Genomic DNA, 20,570 nt, shown 5'->3' with positions numbered 1-20,570 from the left:
TCGTATGCAACTACTCGATCTGCGCGTTCTTAGAACATAAAAAACTACGCGATGGGGTTACCCCCGAAGAATTAATACAGACGAGTGCGGCGTGCGTTTTCGCGAGCCAATTTCTTCGCGTGACGTTTTACAGCAGAAGCTTTAGCGCGTTTACGTTCGGTAGTCGGTTTTTCATAGAATTCACGACGACGAACTTCAGCTAAAACACCTGCTTTTTCACAAGAGCGTTTGAAACGACGAAGAGCTACGTCGAATGGCTCGTTTTCACGTACTTTAATTACCGGCATGTGCCTCTCACCTCAATAGAAATCGGTTTGCTGCTGGCCAATCGCCAGCCTTCTCAAAATGGTGCGGAATTTTACTTCAATGGATGCTGCTTTGTAAAGCACCACAGCAAATTGAAACAGGCACGCCCCTGTGATGTCGCCCCCGTTCTTTACAAGAAAGTTGGTGCCAAGGGTGCGACGGCCGCTGATTATATACTAAACAGGGCAATTTATCGAATTTATCAACATTATTTTCAAATGTGACAACTATCAACAACATTCAGGATATCAATGCGCCAAAATGCCGTTTTTCCGTTCAATTTAGGATCAGAAATCATGACGGGCGACAGGGTTATGCTAAACTATCGGCCGCACGTGAATGATGGGAAATGTAATGCGAGTTTTGGGTATAGAAACATCCTGCGATGAAACCGGAATTGCAGTGTATGACGAAGAAACCGGTCTGTTAGCTAACCAATTGTACAGTCAGGTTAAATTGCATGCTGATTATGGCGGCGTCGTTCCTGAGCTGGCTTCCCGTGATCATGTGCGCAAAACAGTGCCATTGATTCAGGCTGCATTGAAAGAAGCCAATTTGAGCGCCAAAGACATTGATGGCGTGGCGTATACCGCAGGCCCAGGGTTGGTCGGTGCATTGTTGGTCGGCGCGACTATCGGCCGGGCATTAGCTTTTGCCTGGGGTGTTCCCGCTGTGCCTGTTCATCATATGGAAGGCCATTTATTGGCACCGATGCTTGAAGATAATGCACCGGAATTTCCGTTTGTCGCGTTACTCGTCTCCGGCGGTCACACGCAATTAATCAGTGTGACCGGCATTGGTGAATATCTGTTATTGGGCGAATCTGTTGATGATGCAGCAGGCGAAGCATTTGATAAAACAGCTAAATTACTAGGTCTGGATTATCCCGGTGGGCCAATGTTGTCGCGTATGGCACAGCTTGGCACGGCGGGGCGCTTTACTTTCCCGCGGCCAATGACTGACCGCCCTGGGCTGGATTTTAGTTTTTCCGGCTTAAAAACTTTTGCGGCGAACACCATTCGTTCCAATGGCGATGATGATCAGACTCGTGCCGATATTGCGCGTGCTTTTGAAGATGCAGTGGTTGACACTCTGGCTATCAAATCAAAACGCGCTCTGGATCAAACTGGTTTTAAACGCTTAGTGATTGCTGGCGGAGTGAGTGCTAACCGCACTTTGCGCACTAAATTGGCCGAAATGATGCAAAAGCGTGGCGGTGAAGTGTTTTACGCCCGGCCAGAGTTTTGCACCGATAATGGCGCGATGATCGCCTATGCTGGGTTGATCAGGCTGAAAAGTGGTGTGAATAGTGAGTTGAGTGTGTCGGTCAGACCGCGCTGGCCGTTGGCAGAATTGCCGAAAGTCTGATCAGAAAGTCTGAGTGGGGCTGTGGCTGTGTTGCCGCGTCATCTCGCGATGCTCACATACTGATGTATGCTCCGCTCTCTCAATTCCTTGCGCCTTGCCTCGCTCCCGCTCAGTCATTCTGGACTCGGTGGGATGGCGAGGTAATTGGGTAAAACTAATCTTCTTTCTCTTCCAATTCTGCTGCTTCTTCAGCGGGCGTTTTTTGTTTTTTCTTCCTGAGTTTATCCCAGATTTTACTTTCTTTGCCGCGCCATAAACGCTGAATATTATCGTGGTGGCGCATCAGAATCAGGCAAGAAAGCATGGCGACCGGAAAGGTGAATTGCGGCTTGAACCACCAGACGTAAAAAGGAGCAATCAGGGCGCTGATAATCGCACCTAAAGATGAATAGCCGCTCAGTAAAACCGTCAGCAGCCAAGTGCCGGTCATCAAGCCAGTCAGATCCCAGCCAATGGGGGCGATAGCGCCAAATGCAGTGGCGACGCCTTTGCCACCTTTAAAATGGAAGAATACCGGATAAATGTGGCCAAGACAGGCTGCAATAGCGGTAAGACCCAAATACAGTGGCGAAACGTGCAGTAGATAAGCTATCCAAACTGGCAACATGCCTTTCAGCACATCGAAAATCAATACTGTGGCGGCGGCAGTGCGGCCACCAATGCGCAGCACGTTAGTGGCACCGGGATTGCCGGAGCCATGCTTACGCGGATCGGGTAATTTGGCAACCCGGCACACCAGAACAGCGCTGGAAATAGAGCCACACAAATACGCGAAGATAATCATGCCAAGCGCGATAGCACTCATAACACCGCCCTGTTGAATAATGGTCGTTTTAATCGCAACATCAGTGGATAATACGCATATTCGGCTGGAAGTGGTATCCGGCAGGCACAAAAACAGAGAATGACGTGATGGACATCGTATTTATTGAGGAACTCAGTGTCATAACCACCATCGGTGTTTATGACTGGGAGCAGACCATTCAGCAGAAGCTGGTGTTCGATATCGAAATGGGCTGGGATAATCGTAAAGCCGCTGCTAGCGATGATGTAAATGATTGTCTGAGCTACGCAGATATTAGTGACGCCGTTATCAAACACGTAGAATCTCAGCGTTTTGCGCTGGTCGAGCGGGTCGCTGAAGAGATTGCCGAGTTATTGTTACAGCAGTTTAAGTCACCTTGGGTGCGGGTTAAGGTGAGTAAACCGGGGGCGGTCGCTCAGGCGCGCAATGTCGGTGTAGTGATTGAGCGCGGTCAGCGGTCTCACTGATTTTTATTACACCACGACATAAAAATGCAACGCTGTATAGATAATGTGGCCTGAATTATTGATTAACGTGATATTTTTTACATGCTGAAATTGAACGGCATGATTTTGTTAACGGCCAATATAATTTTTCACATTGCCGTTTTTTTGTGGATTTCTATTACAGGGCATTGGGTATCATAGATGACGGATATATATTCGCTGTTTGTAGCTTTTGTTTTGGGCGTGGTTGAAGGACTGACTGAGTTCCTGCCGGTTTCATCTACTGGGCATATGATTATTGTCGGCGAGCTATTGGGCTTTACCGGCGAAAAAGCAAAAACCTTTGAAGTCATTATTCAGTTAGGGTCGATTCTGGCTGTGGTGGTGGTGTTCTGGCGGCGCTTATTCGGGCTTATTGGTATCCATTTTGGCAAAGTGCCTCATGAGGGTAAAACCAGCGGGCACCTGACCTTGGGCCATATTTTACTGGCGATGATCCCTGCGGTCGGTTTGGGGTTGGCTTTCCACGACGTCATTAAATCGTTATTTAATCCGCAAAGTGTCATGTACGCCTTGGTTGCTGGTGGTTTGCTCTTACTGGCGGCAGAGTGGTTTAAACCTAAAAATCCGAAGGCAATTGGGCTGGATGATATTACCTATCGCCAAGCCTTTGCTATTGGTTGCTTCCAGTGTTTGGCATTATGGCCAGGTTTCTCGCGATCCGGTGCAACCATTTCAGGCGGGATGTTGGTCGGTGTGAACCGCTATGCGGCCTCTGAATTTTCCTTTATTTTGGCCGTCCCAATGATGCTCGGGGCCAGCGCTTTAGATTTGTATAAAAGTCTACATTTCCTGAGCTGGGGCGATTTACCGATGTTTGCTGTCGGGTTTATTACTGCATTTATCGTCGCACTGATTGCTATCAAAACCTTCCTGTCACTGATTAAGCGTATCTCTTTCGTGCCTTTTGCGATTTATCGCTTTATTGTCGCGGGAGCGGTGTACTGGGTCTTTATGTAACGGCATTGTGGTCACGGAATATAAAAAAAAGCCCTGAATTATCAGGGCTTTTTTATTTATATCTAGGTAATGATTTAGGGTGAAATCACTTCTTGAGTTTGTTTCCATTGGGCTAAGGCTTGTTGACGGCGGCGTTTCAGTTCATCTCGAATAGCCAAACCTTGTAGCCCACTGGCGACTATTTCCTGCACCGACACGCCATTAGCAATATGGTATGCCGCGCGTAAGTAATCGCCCTGTGGATAAGGGTTTTCTTCAAATCCGGTGCGACCCCGGGCATCTGCCTCGCTGGTCATTATCATCTGCTCAAGGCGCTCTGGTTTGCGCCAAACATCAATAGCATCGAACAGTTTAAGCAGAGTTTCAGGGCGGAGCTTATTCGCCGTATGAATAAGATCGTGGTATTCCGCCACTAGTTTGGCTAAATCACGCACTGGATTCGGCACCCGTAAACGCTGGCATAGCTGCTCGACTAATTTGACTCCTGCAGGGCCATGTCCATGATGATGGGGCCAAAATTCTTTCGGTGTCAGCCCTTTACCTAAATCATGACAAAGCGCAGCAAAGCGCACGTCAACTTCAGGGCTGAGTTGAGCGGCAATAGCTAGCGTCATCAGAGTGTGGATGCCGGTATCAATTTCCGGATGCCATTTTTCTGGTGCAGGCACGCCAAATAGGCGCTCAATTTCGGGGAACAGTACAGCCAGTGCACCGCAATCGCGTAATACCTGAAAATAGATCTGCGGGCTTTGGGTTTTCAATGCTTTTTCAGTCTCTTTCCACACTCGTTCGGGTGTTAGAGCCGAAAGTTCGCCACTTTTGGCCATTGATGCCATCAATGATTGAGTCTCTGGGGCTACCGTAAAGCCCAAGTGAGCAAAACGGGCGGCGAAACGGGCAACACGCAAAACACGCAGCGGATCTTCACCAAATGCATCAGAGACATGGCGTAACACGCGGTTCTCTAAGTCTTGCCGGCCATTGTAGGGATCAAATAACTCCCCCTCATTACTGCGGGCAATGGCGTTGATGGTCAAATCGCGGCGCAGTAAATCTTCTTCCAGTGTGACATCGGGGGCAGCGTAGCAAGTGAAACCGGTATAGCCCTGGCCTGATTTACGTTCAGTGCGGGCCAATGCATATTCTTCATGGCTGACGGGGTGAAGAAATACCGGGAAATCTTTACCCACCTGCTGGTAACCCTGCGCAAGCAGCTGTTCTGGCGTAGCGCCCACCACGACCCAATCTTGCTCGGTGACCGGTAGGTTTAATAGGCTGTCGCGTACGGCACCGCCGACCAGATAAATCTTCATATTAACCCTTTGTTCTTGACGTTGTAGCGTTGTTGGCCGCTCTCTTTCACCCGAATTACTTACTTGTGTAAGCTCATCGGGATTCATTCGTTTGCCGTCTAGCTACAATGCCAATGACTGTGGGTTACCCTTTGTTCTTGACGTTGTAGCGTTGTTGGCCGCTCTCTTTCACCCGAATTACTTACTTGTGTAAGCTCATCGGGATTCATTCGTTTGCCGCCTAGCTACAATGCCAATGACTGTGGGTTACCCTTTGTTCTTGACGTTGTAGCGCAGGTGTAAAAGACGATTTTATATCTGGTCGCTAAAATTACCAGTCGTCAGTTCAGTATAGTTGGGAGATGGAAACTAATTAAACAGGCTACCCTGGCAGATAGCCTAATTGTTCATTCTGGACGCCGGTAAGCGCTATCAGTTCATCCAGCGATTATTCTTTTTACGGCTGGGTATCAGATGTGGCAGCACTAAACCAATCAGCAGGCCGATACCGGCTACACCGCCACCGTACATAAACCATTGCAGAATAATAGTGCGCTGCTTGTCATCCAATTGCAGATTCACGGCGCTGACTTTCTTCTGAGCAACGATTAACTGGTTTTTCAGTGACTCATTTTCTTTTTGTAATTCGGAAATGACACTATCACTGGCAGCCACTTTTTGTTGCATTTCTGCGGTGCGCTGATTCCAGCTATTATCAATATTAGCCAACTTATCTGTCAGTGTTTTGACCTGTTGTTCAAGGTCAGGAACCCGGACGCGCAAGCTGGGGGTTTCGCTCAATTGATCCAGTGGGATCCAAGTGGTTTTACCTTTGCTATCGCGGATTTGGCCGTAATTTGTGCTGTCATTAACGCTTATCAAGGTAACTTCATCCCCACCTTTTAGCGTGCCAACAATACGGTATTGGTTACCGGGGCCGCTATGAACGTAGGTATCCAGCTCATCAGAGATGTAGCGTTTTTCTTCAGCGTAAGCGCCCAGAGAAATACTGAGACTGAGCACTGTGAGGCAAATTAGGCGTAATTTCTGCATTAGAGAGTCATTTATGAGTGAATTTATGGGACGATAGTAGTGTGTTCAGTTTGCCGACGCAACGCATAAACCGGAATGAGAACTATCTTACTCTCATAGGCAGTGCGGCTTGGGACATTTTTTTGTTTATTTTAACCGCACTGAAAATTTGTCTTATGAAGCCTTAGGATAGACTTGTGAAAACAGGTTAAAATAGAGTTTGACTCAGGGCTGCCGCGTGCGTGTTTTTTTGTTTTAAAGCAGAGAAATTGGTGTAAAACAGGCAAATCACGGCGAAAGAGGCATAATGCCCGTAATCTCGCAACATACCGGTGTGAATGAAATTATGACCGTTGAAATAGAATTGAAATTTATTGCTACTCCTGCAGCCATTGCTGTTTTACCGGAGCGAATTACCTCTTGGCAAAGCCAGCATTTTGCGCCGCAAACTCTGACGAATATCTATTTTGAAACGGCGGATAACCGTCTACGCCAACATGATATTGGCTTACGAATTCGTGGTTATGACGGCCGCTATGAAATGACGGTTAAAACTGGCGGTAAAGTCGTCGGCGGTTTACATCAACGGCCTGAATATAACGTTGATCTTGATAGCGATAAGTTAGATTTAGCGCGTTTCCCTGCCGATATTTGGCCGGAAGGTTGGGTGGTTGATGCGCTACAAGACGAATTGCAGCCGTTATTCCGTACCGATTTTACTCGTGAGAAGTGGGTAATCACTTACGGTGAGAGCGAGATAGAGCTTGCCCTTGACCAAGGTACAATCTCATCTAAAGCAGCGGATGGCAGCAATGAGCTGTCAGAGCCACTGAGCGAGATTGAGTTGGAGCTCAAAAAAGGCAATCAGGCAGATTTACTGGCACTGGCGGCTGAGCTGGCACAAATCGGCGGTTTGCGTCAGGGGAATTTGAGTAAAGCGGCTCGCGGTTATCATTTGGCACAAGGTAATCCCCCGCGTGAATTGCGCCCATTGTTGGTCTTGCAGCCCGCGCCGAAATCTACCGTCGAACAGGGAATGATTGCGGGGCTAGAAATGGCGTTGGATCACTGGCAATACCACGAAGAGCTATGGTTGCGCGGTGAACCAGCAGCTAAGGCTATGATTATTGAAGCTTTAGGTATGGTTCGCCAAACCTTGGCTATTTTCGGCGGATTGGTGCCACGTAAAGCCAGCACCGAATTACGCGCTTCATTGTTAGCGCTAGAACCCCAGTTAGAGCCGAAAAATGCCAATGCCGAGGTCATCTGCTATAGCGCCGATTATCTGAAATGTAAGTTAGCGCTCACATCGTGGCTGGTGACTGCTGGTTGGCGGCCATTTATGGATGACAAAGCGCTGGCTAAATTTAATGGCTCATTTAAACGCTTCTGCGACATCATGCTCAGCCGCAGTGCCGCTGATCTGAAAGAGGCCTTTGGCCATCATCTGGATGATGATGGCTATTTGGCACAACTCCCGCGTTTAAACCGGCAGATTATGGCGTTCCAATTACTCTCTGGTTTCTATCCACAAAATGAATGGCATCCATACATTGATGGCTGGTTTGGTCTACAACTGGCGATTATGGAACGGCAGGGCCACTGGCGTGATACCGCTCGTAAGGAAGCTTTAGCTCAGCCAGCGTTTTGGCTGAATGGTGCAGCTAGTTAATAGATAGCCGCTTGAGGAATGCTTTATGTTGCCACTCCCTTCGGAATTACAGATTCAGGCGCAGAATATACAGCAGCGCTTTAATGAGTTACCGGCTCCGCCGAGCTTGCGTGAAGAAGATATTGCAGTATTGGCGTTGAGTGATTTTGTCAGTGACATGTTACTGATTCATCCTGATTGGCTGGATGAGCTGCATCAGCAGCCGCCACAACCGCAGGAGTGGCAATTTTATCCCCAATGGCTTAGTCAAGCACTGGCCGAGGTGCAAGACGAAGCCGCGCTATTAGCGGCGCTGCGGCTATTTCGTCGTCGGATTATGGTGCGCATTGCCTGGTCTCAGGCGCTAGAGACCAGCACCACGACAGAGACTTTGCAACAGCTCAGTTGGTTGGCTGAAAGCATGATTGTTGCTGCGCGCGATTGGCTATATCAGACTTGTTGTCGTGAGTTTGGCACGCCCTGTAATGCGGATAATGTGCCGCAGCCCTTGCTGATTTTGGGCATGGGGAAATTAGGCGGCGGTGAACTGAATTTCTCGTCGGATATCGACTTGATTTTTGCTTACCCGGAAAATGGTCAGACTCAGGGCGGGCGGCGTCAGTTGGATAATGCTCAGTTTTTTACCCGCTTGGGCCAACGGCTGATTAAGGCGTTAGACCAGCAAACTATTGACGGTTTTGTCTATCGTGTGGACATGCGTTTGCGCCCATTTGGCGATAGCGGCCCACTGGTGCTGAGTTTTGCCGCACTGGAAGATTATTACCAAGAACAAGGGCGCGATTGGGAGCGCTACGCTATGGTGAAAGCTCGCCTGATGGGCGGTGCGGAAGACCATTACAGCAAGGAACTGCGCCAAACCCTACGGCCCTTTGTTTTCCGCCGTTATATTGATTTCAGTGTGATTCAGTCATTGCGTAACATGAAAGGGATGATTGCCCGTGAAGTGCGCCGGCGCGGTCTGAAAGACAATATCAAACTGGGGGCGGGTGGAATTCGTGAAATCGAGTTTATCACCCAGGTATTTCAGTTGATTCGAGGAGGCCGCGAACCGCGTCTGCAACAGCGCGCTTTGCTGCCGACCTTACAGGCTGTGGCAGAGCTAGGATTATTGCCGGAACAACAGGTGGCCGCGCTCAGTGGTAGCTATCTGTTTTTGCGCCGTTTAGAGAATCTGTTGCAAGCTATTGGCGATGAGCAAACACAAACATTACCCAGTGACGCGCTAAATCAGGCCCGATTAGCTTGTGGTATGGGCTATGCGGATTGGGCTGCTCTGAGTGCCGCGTTAGAGCATAATATGCAAGCAGTGCGCTTGGTCTTTGATGACCTAATTGGCGACGATACCCCCGATATTGGCGAAGATCCTTGCCATGGTTTGTATAAAAGCTTGTGGCAGGATGCATTGGAAGAGAGTGATTTAGCCCCTCTGACTCCGCATTTAGACGAAGCAGCGCGCCGCCAGTTGTTGACCACTATTCATCATTTTCGCCATGATGTTGATAAACGCACTATTGGCCCGCGTGGTCGTGAGGTACTGGACCAACTGATGCCGCGTCTGTTTGCTGAGGTTTGCCCACGCCCCGATGCTAATGTTGCCCTCAGCCGCCTGATTCAATTGCTGCTGAGTATCGTGACCCGCACCACCTATCTGGAATTGCTGGTGGAATACCACGCGGCACTAAAACATGTTATTCGCTTATGTTCTGCCTCTCCGATGGTCGCCAGCCAGTTAGCCCGCTACCCCCTGTTGTTGGATGAACTGCTCGATCCTCAATCTCTCTATCAGCCGTTGGAACCTAGCGCTTATCGTGATGAATTACGTCAATATTTGTTGCGGGTGCCACCCGATGATGAAGAGCAACAACTGGAAGCATTGCGCCAGTTTAAACAGGCTCAACAATTGCGTATTGCCGCCGGAGATATCACCGAGGCGCTGCCGGTAATGAAAGTGAGCGATCACTTAACCTACCTGGCGGAGGCCATTATTGATGCGGTTATCCAGCAAGCCTGGGGGCAGATGGTGGCGCGTTATGGTCAGCCCAGCCATTTGCAGCAGCGCGAGGGCCGTGGTTTCGCGGTGATTGGTTATGGCAAATTAGGGGGCTGGGAGTTGGGTTACAGCTCAGATTTGGATCTGGTATTCCTGCTCGATTGCCCGCTGGATGTGATGACAGACGGCGAGCGCAGCATTGATGGCCGCCAATTCTATTTGCGTTTAGCCCAGCGCGTAATGCATTTATTCAGCACTCGCACCTCGTCAGGGATTCTGTATGAAGTTGATGCGCGGCTAAGGCCATCCGGGGAAGCGGGTATGTTGGTGAGCACCGTCGAGGCTTTTGCTGATTACCAACAAAATGAAGCTTGGACGTGGGAGCATCAAGCGCTGGTGCGCGCCCGCATTGTCTATGGTGACCCTGAGTTGCATCAAGAGTTTGATGCCATTCGCCAACATATCCTTTGCCGCCATCGCGAAGACCCGCAATTACAGCAAGAGGTCCGCGAAATGCGCGAGAAGATGCGCAATCATTTGGGCAGTAAACAGCGCGATATCTTTGATATCAAAGCCGATGAGGGCGGGATCACTGATATTGAGTTTATCGCGCAATATTTAGTGTTGCGCTATGCCGCCAGTGAGCCGCGTTTGACCCGCTGGTCTGATAATGTGCGAATTTTCGAGTTAATGGCCAATTACGACATTATGCCGGAGGCGGAAGCGGCGGCATTGACTCGCGCTTATGTCACCATGCGTGATGAGATTCATCATCTGGCCTTGCAGGAGCAATCTAGCAAGGTCTCTGCTGATTGTTTTGCCGCAGAAAGAGCACAGGTAGCCGCCAGTTGGCATAAATGGTTGGTTGCAGCGCCGACCGGCGCATAGATTCCAGTTATTAGCGTAGATTCCAGTTATTAATAGTATGCAAGGTGTCTGTGATATTATCCGGCACCATATATATTCGTCATACTTCAAGCTGCATGTGTGTTGGCCGCGCTCAATCACCCGAGTCATTGACTAGCGTCGACTCATCGGGATTTACTCGCTTGCCGCCTTCCTGCAACTCGAATTATTTAGAGTATAACAAACACAAAATGGGAGCGAAGAGATGTGTGTTTTCGGGGTTAATAACAGCTCACTTTGGGGGGCTAACGTATGAAAGTCACGCTGCCTGATTTTCGCCGCGCCGGTGTTTTAGTCGTTGGTGATGTCATGTTAGACCGTTATTGGTATGGCCCAACCAGCCGGATTTCACCCGAAGCACCGGTGCCTGTGGTCAAAGTTGATACCATCGAAGAACGCCCCGGTGGTGCCGCGAACGTCGCAATGAACATCGCCTCTCTTGGCGCTATCTCCCGATTAGTGGGGTTGACTGGGATTGATGATGCCGCGCGCGCACTGACCAGCAAGCTCAATGAAGTGCAGGTGCGTTGTGATTTTGTTTCGGTGCCCACTCACCCGACTATCACCAAGCTACGGGTACTTTCCCGTAATCAGCAGCTCATTCGCCTGGATTTCGAAGAAGGTTTTGATGGTGTTGACCCTCAACCTATCTTTGAGCGCATTCAACAAGCGCTACCACAGATTGGTGCTCTGGTGCTGTCCGACTATGCCAAAGGCGCACTGAACAGTGTGCAGGCGATGATCCAACTGGCGCGAAAAGCCAAAGTTCCGGTGCTTATCGATCCTAAAGGCAGCGATTTTGAACGTTATCGCGGCGCAACCCTGCTGACACCTAATTTGTCCGAGTTTGAAGCGGTGGTCGGTCATTGCAAAAATGAAGAAGAATTGGTGAGCCGTGGTATGAAGCTGGTAGCCGATTTTGAGCTTTCAGCTTTGCTGATCACCCGCTCTGAGCAAGGGATGACCTTGCTACAGCCGGGCAAACCGCCATTACATTTGCCGACTCAAGCACAAGAAGTATTTGATGTGACCGGTGCCGGTGACACGGTCATTGGGGTGTTGGCGGCTGCATTGGCGGCGGGAAATACACTTGAAGAATCTTGCTTCCTGGCGAATGCCGCTGCTGGCGTGGTGGTCGGTAAATTGGGGACGTCGACGGTTTCTCCAATTGAGCTGGAAAATGCTATCCGTGGCCGTGCTGAAACGGGTTTTGGCGTGATGGATGAGCAACAGCTGAAAAAAGCGGTGGCGCAAGCCCGCCAGCGCGGCGAAAAAGTCGTGATGACCAACGGCATCTTTGACATTCTCCATGCCGGTCATGTTTCTTACTTAGCCAATGCTCGCAAGCTGGGTGACCGCTTGATTGTGGCGGTGAACAGCGATGCTTCCACCAAACGATTGAAAGGTGAAAAACGCCCCGTAAATCCATTGGATCAGCGCATGATTGTCTTGGGCGCACTGGAAGCCGTGGATTGGGTGGTGCCATTTGAAGAAGATACCCCGCAGCGCTTAATTGCTGATATTTTGCCGGATTTACTGGTGAAAGGTGGCGATTATAAACCGGATGAAATTGCCGGTAGCGCAGAAGTGTGGGCCGCTGGTGGGGAAGTGAAAGTGCTGAATTTTGAAGATGGTGTTTCGACCACTAATATTATTCAGTCCATCAAGAATGGCAGAGGTTAAATACCCTTCGTCCTTGAGGTTGCGGGGGTGTTAGCTGCGCTCACTTACCCGAATTACTTACTGGTTGTTGAATTTAAAATAAGTAAGCTCATCGGGACGCGTTTGCTTGCCGCCTACCCGCAACATCAATGACTTTGGGTATTAAAGAGAATGAGTGGACTAAAACAGGAATTGAGTCTGGCACAGGGAGTCGGGTTGTTGTCCACCTCATTGCTGGGAACCGGTGTCTTTGCCGTGCCAGCACTGGCGGCAATGCTGGCGGGGGCGGATAGTTTATGGGCCTGGCCGCTATTGATAGTGCTGGTTTTCCCGATTGCTATCGCCTTTGCTGCTTTAGGCCGTCATTTTCCCAGTGCTGGTGGCGCAGCCCATTTCGTTACCATGGCATTCGGGCCGAAGCTCGGGAAAGTCACCGGTTGGCTCTTTTTGTCCGTCATTCCAGTCGGTTTACCTGCTGCGTTACAAATAGCGGCAGGTTTCTGGCAAGCCACTTTTGGCTGGAGTGATACCGGGTTATTGATGGTGCAATTGGCGACCTTACTGGTTATTTGGCTGCTGGGGACTCGCAGCGCGGGTTCTAGTGCTAATGTGCAGACATTGATTGCCTTACTGGTTATCGCGCTAGTGGTGGCTATTTGGTGGCAGGGCGATATTCAGCTATCACAGATACCTTGGCCCGCACCGCAAGATATTTCCCCCTCAAATATGTTTAGCGCGCTGGCCGTGATGTTCTGGTGCTTTGTCGGGCTGGAAGCTTTCGCGCACCTGGCGACAGAATTCCGTCATCCAAAACGTGATTTTCCGCGCGCGCTGATGGTCGGATTGTTGGTCGCCGGGGCGGTCTACTGGGGATGCACTGTGGTGGTACTGCATTTCCATGCTTATGGTGAGCAGCAAGCGGCTGCTGCTTCATTGCCGGGAATTGTGGTGCAATTGTTTGGTGAACATGCGCTGTGGATTGCCTGCATTATTGGTTATTTGGCCTGTTTTGCCAGTGTGAATATCTATACTCAAAGTTTTGCCCGCATGGTGTGGTCACAAGCGCAGGTGCGCCCACAAAGTAAGCTGGCGCAGCTGTCTGCTGGGCAAACACCGGTCAATGCACTGACTGCGGTGGTCGGCAGTTGCCTGCTCTTTACTCTGCTGACCTACTGGCTGTCTCTGCCATTGGATTTACTGATTGTTTACGCCAACGGCATTTTTGTGCTGATTTATTTATTGTGCATGCTGGCGGGTATTCGCTTATTAAGTGGGCGCTCGCGGGTGATGTCGGTGATTGGCAGTATTCTGTGTTGTGTATTGCTGGTGATGATTGGTTGGAAAAGCTTATACGCCTTACTGATGTTTGCACTGCTGTGGATGCTGATGTTCAGACGGCGAGAGTCAGTCATACCGCTATAAAAAGGGCGCCACACGGCGCCCTAATGATAACTGGCGACTAATTTATACCTTACTCGCCCGTCTTATCATCAATCGCGGCTGTTGTATCAACGGCGGCCGGAGCACTGTTGAATTTGGCTTCCAGTTCGCCCATGCGTTGTTCCAACAACGCCAGTTTTTCTCTGGTGCGTAGCAATACTTGAGTTTGGACGTCGAACTCTTCACGATTAACCAAATCCAGGCGGGTTAACTGCGATTGCAGCACTAGCCGAATTTTTTTTTCGACGTCGTCCCCGAATTCGCGAATACCTTTTGGCATAGACTCATGCACCTGGCGGGCGATTTGTTCAATTTTTTTCGGGTCAATCATGGTATTTCCCTAATTAGATGTGAAGTTACTCTTACTAGTGTAATGCTTGCTGCCGAATGTATAAACCTCCGCACATCACCATTTTGGTAATTGCTCCGACGAATCAATAGCGTTATAGTCACAGGGCTTATTCTCAGGGCGGGGTGCAAGTCCCCACCGGCGGTAAATTGTGTTGCGGCATTTCGTGTCGTGGTGCAAAAGCCCGCGAGCGCTCACGTTGTTTCTCTTATCAAAGAGAGCAGGGTAGAGGTCAGCAGACCCGGTGTAATTCCGGGGCCGACGGTTATAGTCCGGATGGGAGAGAGTAACGGTATCTGCCGGGCTTATTTATTTTATTAAATAGCTCGCTTGCGTTATTTCGGCTATTTCTATTGTTAGATGAAAAATGGCCCTTTACTCCTCAAGACCGCCCTGATTCTGGTAATCCATAATTTTAATGAGGTTTTTTACCATGAATCAGACCCTTCTATCAGATTTTGGCACGGCTGTTGAGCGTGTGGAACGTGCTATTGACGCGCTGCGTAATGGCCGTGGTGTTATGGTGTTGGATGACGAAAGTCGTGAAAACGAAGGCGATATGGTTTTTGCTGCTGAAACAATGACCGTTGAGCAAATGGCACTGACTATCCGCCACGGCAGTGGCATTGTGTGCCTGTGTATCACTGACGAACGGCGTCAACAGCTTGATTTACCGATGATGGTGACCAACAACTCCAGCCAGTTCCAAACGGCATTTACCGTGACCATTGAAGCGGCTAAAGGCGTGACGACTGGCGTTTCTGCTGCTGACCGTCTGACCACTATCCGCGCGGCAATTGCTGATAACGCGAAACCTGCTGACCTTAATCGCCCTGGTCATGTATTCCCGCTGCGCGGACAGCCAGGCGGCGTATTATCCCGCCGTGGTCATACTGAAGCTTCTATCGATCTGGCGACACTGGCAGGCTACAAACCTGCGGGCGTATTGTGTGAACTGACCAATGACGACGGTAGCATGGCACATGCACCAGAAGTGATTGAGTTCGCTAAATTACATGATATGCCAGTCGTGACTATTGATGATTTGGCTGAGTACCTCCAGTCTCAAGAAAAAAAAGCCAGCTGATTTCTGATGGCAATATCTGCTGATATTGTCTCTGGATAATTTGGTTTACCCACCGGGTTGCTATCATTCTATCGAATAGATCGCCGCCCGGTTATTTTTGACTTTCACCCCCCCGATCTTTGGTATTTTCTCGCTACTTTCCTCTTCAAATTTATTGAATATCTTCATCATCGTTATCCGGCTGTGTAATGAAAAAAAAGCGCGTAATGTACTTCTTATGATTTAAGCGCCACACTTTTTCTTAACATTAAGGATTATCTATGAACACCTCTCGTATGCCTGCACTGTTTCTCGGCCACGGTAGCCCGATGAACGTGTTGGAAGAAAACAGCCACACTCAGGCATGGCGTGCGTTGGGTGAGACGTTACCTCGCCCTAAGGCGATTTTGGCCATTTCTGCCCACTGGTACACCCGTGGCACAGCGGTAACCGCTATGGAAAAACCTCGGACTATCCATGATTTTGGTGGCTTCCCGCAGGCGTTGTTTGATACTGAATATCCGGCCCCAGGCTCTCCAGAGCTGGCAGCCCAGATTCAGCAATTGTTGGCGCCTATCGCCGTGCGAGCGGATACCAGTGAATGGGGGCTAGACCACGGCAGTTGGGGGGTGTTGATCAAAATGTACCCTGACGCGGATATTCCTGTGGTGCAATTGAGTATTGATGGCACCCAACCGGCGGCGTATCACTATGAATTAGGGCGTAAGTTGGCGGTGCTGCGTGAGCAGGGGGTCATGATTGTCGCCAGTGGTAATGTGGTGCATAACTTGCGTATGGTGAGATGGCAGGGCGAAAGCAACCCTTACCCATGGGCGGAGTCTTTCAACCAATTTGTGCGGGATAACCTGAATTATCAAGGTGATAATCACCCATTGATCAATTTTATGCAGCATGAAGGGGCTGAATTGTCCAACCCGTCGCCCGAGCATTATCTGCCATTACTGTATGTATTGGGGGGTTGGGATGGTAAAGAGCCGATTTCGATTCCAACCGATGGGATTGAGATGGGGTCGCTGAGTATGCTGTCGGTTAAGCTAGGCTAATACCCTTCGCCCTTGATGGCTACAGCGTTGTTAGCTGCGTTCTTTCACCCGAATCACTGACCTGAGTCTGCTCATCGGGATTATGAGCCTCTATGAAGCTCACCCTATGGGCCAGCGCAAGCGCTGTTCAACATGGTTTACAACCAAGTTGTCATTCACTTGCTACCTAGCTGTAACGCCAATGACTTTGGGTATTTACTGATAAAATTGAACCAAGGGGAAACGTGCCGTTGGGGCCGCAACGGCGTGAGCCGTCGGAGCGCCCGTAGGTACGGTAAACCCTTGGCTCACGGTATGGTGTGTAGTCTTAGCCCAAAATGATGTGCGGGTAAAAACGTGACAGATCTTGGGTGATCAATTCACGATCTTCGCGCAAACCAATACCACAAGGCTGATCATTCACCAGCCAACTACCAATTAGGGTATAGCTGTCACCGAACTTAGGTAATGGGTGGAATTGCTGAACAATCATACCCTCTTCACCATATGGCCCATCAACTCGCGCTACTTCTTTACCGTTTTCCACTATCTGAATATTGGCACCTTCCCGCGAGAATAGCGGCTTGGTGACATAATGATCCATAACTGGATGATCATCTTCAGCAAAATAAGCAGGCAACAGATTAGGGTGATTTGGGAACATTTCCCACAGTAACGGCAGCAGGGCTTTATTAGAAATAATGCTCTTCCAGGCCGGTTCCAGCCAGCGTACGCCAGCATCTTCCAATTTAGTGGAGAACATTTCGCGGAACATAAATTCCCACGGATAGAGCTTGAACAAATTACTGATAACTTGATTATCCAAGTCGGTAAATTGCCCTTTTTCGCCTAAGCCAATTTCTTCCATAAACATGAATTCAGTTGGCAGGCCAGCTTCCAGTGCGCAATCTTGCAGATATTGCACAGTACCACGATCTTCTTCACTGTCTTGGCAGCAAGCCAGATGCAGCAAACTAAAACCATGGTTGTCGCGCAAATCAACAAAACGCTCAATCAGCTTCTCTTGCATGCTGTTGAATTGGTCAGAATCCTGACTCAAATTGCCTGCATTGATCTGGTCTTCCAACCATAGCCATTGGAAAAAAGCGGCTTCATATAGTGAGGTTGGTGTATCTGCGTTATTTTCCAGCAGCTTAGCCGGATTTACACCGTCATAGGCCAGATCAAGACGCGAATAGAGAGAAGGTTGATTAGACTTCCAAGAGCTACGAACAAAATCCCAGCAATGTTTAGGAATGCGGAATTTTGCCATCAGTTGATCGCTATTGACTACTTTTTCAACCACTTGCAGACACATCTGATGCAACTCTGCGGTGGTGTCTTCCAACTCTTCAATTTGTGCCAGTGTGAATTCGTAATAAGCATCTTCACACCAGTACGGCTCGCCATACATGGTGTGGAAACGGAAACCAAATTCGGTGGCTTTTTCGCGCCAGTCCGGGCGTTCGCTAATCGCTAAACGTTTCATTAATCAGACCTTAGCCACCCATGCTGCGCGTGCTGGTTTTGGATGATGTCGCGGCACTACGTTGCATAGAAGATTGTTTAGCTACTGACTCACCAAAACCGCCACGAGTGATGGTATTGGTCACCGCAGGTTTCGGTGCCATTGCAGTTCTTGGCACTGTCATGGTGCGGCCCGTGGTGGCTGAACCAAAGTTTTTACCCGTTGCGTCAACAAACTTGCCACTCGCCGGGCTATTTGGTGCTTTAGAGGTAAACAATGGCTGACTTGCACCACCGCCCATCATGCGGCCCATCATATAACCGGCCATCAGTGGCATCCACATGCTGCCGCTTTGCTGCGGCGCTGCTGCTGTTGTTTCAGTAGATGATGAAGACGTTGGTACCATACCGGCTTGTGCTGGTGCTTGGGTACACTGTGATTCACCAAATTCAGCCACGCAATCTTCACGGGTTGAGTATTTCGGTGCAGTTTTAGCCGCTTCCTGCAACGCAGTGTTGTAAGCCGTGGTACATTCCGCGCTCTTAGACGGATTTGCTGCAGAGCAATCATCAGCATTTTGATACAAAGAGACGGTTTCATCGGTTTTTTCGCAGCCAGCCAGCATAAATACAGCACTGACAGCTAAAGCTACTGGCGCGAGGCGGTAGCTGCGCCAGGATTTACGGAAAGTCTCTTGATTGATGTTTTGAGTCCGTTTCATCATTATTTGTCTCATTTCCGGGCGTTCAATGCCCTTTCCCAGTAAGTGTCCTAAGAATAGGGGAAATGTGTATGAAATTAAAGCTTGAGGGACGATGAGGTGCAGACTTTACAAAGCTATACGAAATGCTGCGAGTCGCTTCGCTTTTTTCATTGACGAAAGATGCTGGGGAGTCAAGGAGGGAAATAAAAAACCGGGCACAGCTTGATGCCGTACCCGGTGAGTTCACATTCGTAAAAATCAGTTACGGAATGGGTTGCTGTTACCAGCAGCGGCGCTGGCCGGCTGGCTAACCGTTGTCGCACGCGGTGTAGCTCGAGTGCTGGTGCCATCGGCATAAGCATTCTGGTTAGCATCATCCGGTGCCAAGCTGGTGGCTGATGTTGGGACGGGTTTATCCAGTACACCATTCAGGGCCATCAGATCGTTCATGTTCAATGTACCCAGTGCTGACTGGATATTTAGTTGGTTTATCAGGTAGTTATAACGAGCATCGGCCAATTGCTGCTTGGATTGATACAGGTTAGTCGTCGCAGTCAATACATCAAGAATGGTACGCGTTCCTACTTGATAACCTGCTTCCATTGCATCTAATGAGCTTTGGTTAGAAATAACCACTTGCTCATAAGCCTTAATGCTGCTGATGGAGGCTGAAATATTATTAAATGAGGAGCGTACAGTTTGCACCACACTACGGTGTGCGCTTTCCAACTGCTCACTCGCCCCGACGAAATTGTATTGCGCCTGTTTCACTGAGGAATTAGTCGCCCCACCGCTGTACAGCGGTAAGCTCAGTTGCACGCCAATTTTGTTCTGACCAGCATCCATGTTTGCTTGCTGGGTACTTGGAGTGCCGCCGCTGTAGCGAGTATTGGTGACTGAAGTTGATGCCGTTAAATCGATAGTTGGCATGTAGCCTGTTTCTGCCGACTTAATCTGCTCACGAGCCAAATCTTGGCTCAAACGAGCAGAAAGCAAAGAAAGGTTACGTTTTTCAGCTTCTTTCAACAGATTATTTACCGCTTGTGGGCGTTCTGTCTTCAAGCGAGATACATTCAGCGACGCCAGTTCAGGGTAATAAACACCCGTAATTTGACGCAGATTTTCCAGCGCGTTATCCAGGTTATTACGAGCCGTCACTTCCGCTGCTAACACGGTATCGTAGCTAGCACGGGCGTTTTGCACATCAGTAATAGCCACTAAACCGACATTAAAACGCTGAGTCGTTTGGTCTAACTGGCGATACACAGATTGTTTCTGCGCTTCAGTATAAGACAGGCTATCAATGGCTCTGAGAACATTAAAATAGGCAGTTGCCGTGTTCAAGATCAAAGCTTGTTCATTGGTCTGGAACGTCACGTCCTGAATACCGGCGGCTTTCTCTTGTAAAGTCAGAGCGCGCCATTTAGACATGTCGAAAATGGTCTGAGTCAGTTGTAGAGAGCCTGATGTTGCATTGCTATCCGGGCTGTCAGAGGCATCGCGGAAACCATTAGTATGGGTGTAACCGGCACCTAAACCAAGCTGTGGTAACAGCGGGCTGCGAGCTTCATTAATTTTTTCGTATGCAGCATCGCGGTCAGCCGCAGATTTGCGTAAATCCGGGTTACTATCCCTGGCTTGCTTATAAACTTGCAGCAAGTTCTCTGCCTGGCTCATGCTACTGAAACCAGCCAGACTCAGCCCGATAAGAAGGGGGAGCAGTTTCTTCATTTGCAGTCCTTGTTGTGCAGCAGTTGTGCGGCAATATTACTATGGTAGTTGTCGATAGACGAATTGTTGCCGATTCTATCAGAGTCTGCCAATGGGATAAGGTGGCTGATTGTGCCATCTCGCCTAAATTTACTTAAATCTATCACAAAGCTAAATGACTATTCAGACAACTAACTTGTATCACACTATTTTTGTCAAATAATCTTTATAAAACCGTCTTTATAAAATTGCCAACCTCTATTAGCCTGACTGGCATTCATTCATGCTGTCA

The 20,570-nt window shown here is 49.2% G+C and carries 17 protein-coding genes and 1 riboswitch; of the genes, 9 read left to right on the top strand and 8 right to left on the bottom strand.

Annotation, left to right across the window (positions count from 1 at the left end; translation table 11 throughout):
- Positions 1-71: 71 nt before the first annotated feature.
- Complete coding sequence (rpsU, locus tag OP863_RS17165; protein ID WP_001144069.1) at positions 72-287, bottom strand: 30S ribosomal protein S21; 216 nt, start codon at positions 285-287, stop codon at positions 72-74.
- Positions 288-660: 373 nt separating this feature from the next.
- Here rpsU and tsaD point away from each other — a divergent pair, with 373 nt between their 5' ends.
- Positions 661-1,674, top strand: coding sequence for a tRNA (adenosine(37)-N6)-threonylcarbamoyltransferase complex transferase subunit TsaD (gene tsaD / locus OP863_RS17160; protein ID WP_038638926.1), 1,014 nt, complete (start codon positions 661-663; stop codon positions 1,672-1,674).
- Positions 1,675-1,828: 154 nt separating this feature from the next.
- On the opposite strand, the gene plsY is transcribed toward tsaD, so the two are convergent.
- The gene (gene plsY / locus OP863_RS17155) at positions 1,829-2,479 is read right to left on the bottom strand and encodes a glycerol-3-phosphate 1-O-acyltransferase PlsY (RefSeq protein WP_038638929.1); all 651 of its coding nucleotides are present in this window, start codon (positions 2,477-2,479) and stop codon (positions 1,829-1,831) included.
- A 107-nt stretch (positions 2,480-2,586) separates the two neighbouring features.
- On the opposite strand from plsY, the gene folB reads away from it, so the two are divergent.
- Both folB and bacA read left to right on the top strand, forming a co-directional pair.
- Entirely contained in the window at positions 2,587-2,946 is a 360-nt protein-coding gene (folB, locus tag OP863_RS17150; RefSeq protein WP_038638932.1) for a bifunctional dihydroneopterin aldolase/7,8-dihydroneopterin epimerase, read from the top strand.
- 180 nt (positions 2,947-3,126) lie between these two features.
- Positions 3,127-3,945, top strand: a complete 819-nt coding sequence (gene bacA, locus OP863_RS17145) for an undecaprenyl-diphosphate phosphatase (RefSeq protein WP_145591230.1) — start codon at positions 3,127-3,129, stop codon at positions 3,943-3,945.
- Positions 3,946-4,019: 74 nt separating this feature from the next.
- Here bacA and OP863_RS17140 read toward each other — a convergent pair whose 3' ends face one another.
- Positions 4,020-5,258 carry a multifunctional CCA addition/repair protein gene (locus tag OP863_RS17140; RefSeq protein ID WP_145589255.1) on the bottom strand — a complete coding sequence of 413 codons (1,239 nt, stop codon included), beginning with the start codon at positions 5,256-5,258 and terminating at the stop codon, positions 4,020-4,022.
- Between the two features lie 411 nt (positions 5,259-5,669).
- Positions 5,670-6,290: a TIGR04211 family SH3 domain-containing protein gene (locus OP863_RS17135; RefSeq protein ID WP_050112263.1), complete on the bottom strand. Its 621-nt coding sequence runs from the start codon at positions 6,288-6,290 to the stop codon at positions 5,670-5,672.
- Between the two features lie 325 nt (positions 6,291-6,615).
- Here OP863_RS17135 and OP863_RS17130 point away from each other — a divergent pair, with 325 nt between their 5' ends.
- The 4 genes from OP863_RS17130 (at position 6,616) to yjeH (ending at position 13,921) form a co-directional block, all read left to right on the top strand.
- Positions 6,616-7,941, top strand: a complete 1,326-nt coding sequence (locus tag OP863_RS17130) for an inorganic triphosphatase (RefSeq protein ID WP_145510062.1) — start codon at positions 6,616-6,618, stop codon at positions 7,939-7,941.
- A gap of 25 nt (positions 7,942-7,966) precedes the next feature.
- Complete coding sequence (glnE, locus tag OP863_RS17125) at positions 7,967-10,819, top strand: bifunctional [glutamate--ammonia ligase]-adenylyl-L-tyrosine phosphorylase/[glutamate--ammonia-ligase] adenylyltransferase (RefSeq protein ID WP_265525656.1); 2,853 nt, start codon at positions 7,967-7,969, stop codon at positions 10,817-10,819.
- A 270-nt stretch (positions 10,820-11,089) separates the two neighbouring features.
- Positions 11,090-12,520: a bifunctional D-glycero-beta-D-manno-heptose-7-phosphate kinase/D-glycero-beta-D-manno-heptose 1-phosphate adenylyltransferase HldE gene (gene hldE / locus OP863_RS17120; RefSeq protein WP_145591228.1), complete on the top strand. Its 1,431-nt coding sequence runs from the start codon at positions 11,090-11,092 to the stop codon at positions 12,518-12,520.
- A 150-nt stretch (positions 12,521-12,670) separates the two neighbouring features.
- Positions 12,671-13,921 carry an L-methionine/branched-chain amino acid transporter gene (gene yjeH / locus OP863_RS17115; protein ID WP_145585646.1) on the top strand — a complete coding sequence of 417 codons (1,251 nt, stop codon included), beginning with the start codon at positions 12,671-12,673 and terminating at the stop codon, positions 13,919-13,921.
- Positions 13,922-13,970: 49 nt separating this feature from the next.
- Here the strand turns inward: yjeH and ubiK are convergent, their stop codons facing one another.
- Positions 13,971-14,270, bottom strand: coding sequence for a ubiquinone biosynthesis accessory factor UbiK (ubiK, locus tag OP863_RS17110; RefSeq protein ID WP_038638948.1), 300 nt, complete (start codon positions 14,268-14,270; stop codon positions 13,971-13,973).
- Positions 14,271-14,395: 125 nt separating this feature from the next.
- Positions 14,396-14,580, top strand: a riboswitch (FMN riboswitch).
- Positions 14,581-14,721: 141 nt separating this feature from the next.
- Between ubiK and ribB the strand changes: the two genes are divergently transcribed.
- Positions 14,722-15,375 (top strand): 3,4-dihydroxy-2-butanone-4-phosphate synthase, encoded by a 654-nt coding sequence (ribB, locus tag OP863_RS17105; protein ID WP_265525655.1) that lies wholly within the window; start codon positions 14,722-14,724, stop codon positions 15,373-15,375.
- A gap of 260 nt (positions 15,376-15,635) precedes the next feature.
- On the top strand, positions 15,636-16,418 hold the full coding sequence (ygiD, locus tag OP863_RS17100; protein ID WP_050291976.1) for a 4,5-DOPA dioxygenase extradiol: 783 nt from the start codon (positions 15,636-15,638) through the stop codon (positions 16,416-16,418).
- A 307-nt stretch (positions 16,419-16,725) separates the two neighbouring features.
- On the opposite strand, the gene OP863_RS17095 is transcribed toward ygiD, so the two are convergent.
- The 3 genes from OP863_RS17095 to tolC form a co-directional block, all read right to left on the bottom strand.
- Positions 16,726-17,886 carry a glutathionylspermidine synthase family protein gene (locus OP863_RS17095; RefSeq protein ID WP_145589252.1) on the bottom strand — a complete coding sequence of 387 codons (1,161 nt, stop codon included), beginning with the start codon at positions 17,884-17,886 and terminating at the stop codon, positions 16,726-16,728.
- A gap of 10 nt (positions 17,887-17,896) precedes the next feature.
- Entirely contained in the window at positions 17,897-18,586 is a 690-nt protein-coding gene (locus OP863_RS17090) for a DUF1190 family protein (RefSeq protein WP_038640039.1), read from the bottom strand.
- A 240-nt stretch (positions 18,587-18,826) separates the two neighbouring features.
- The gene (gene tolC / locus OP863_RS17085; RefSeq protein ID WP_038638960.1) at positions 18,827-20,299 is read right to left on the bottom strand and encodes an outer membrane channel protein TolC; all 1,473 of its coding nucleotides are present in this window, start codon (positions 20,297-20,299) and stop codon (positions 18,827-18,829) included.
- Between the last annotated feature and the right edge of the window lie 271 nt (positions 20,300-20,570).

It is taken from the genome of Yersinia sp. SCPM-O-B-9106 (C-191) (assembly GCF_026183365.1).
Taxonomy (GTDB): Bacteria; Pseudomonadota; Gammaproteobacteria; order Enterobacterales; family Enterobacteriaceae; genus Yersinia; species Yersinia rochesterensis.
This window is presented reverse-complemented; position numbering and strand designations above follow the sequence as displayed.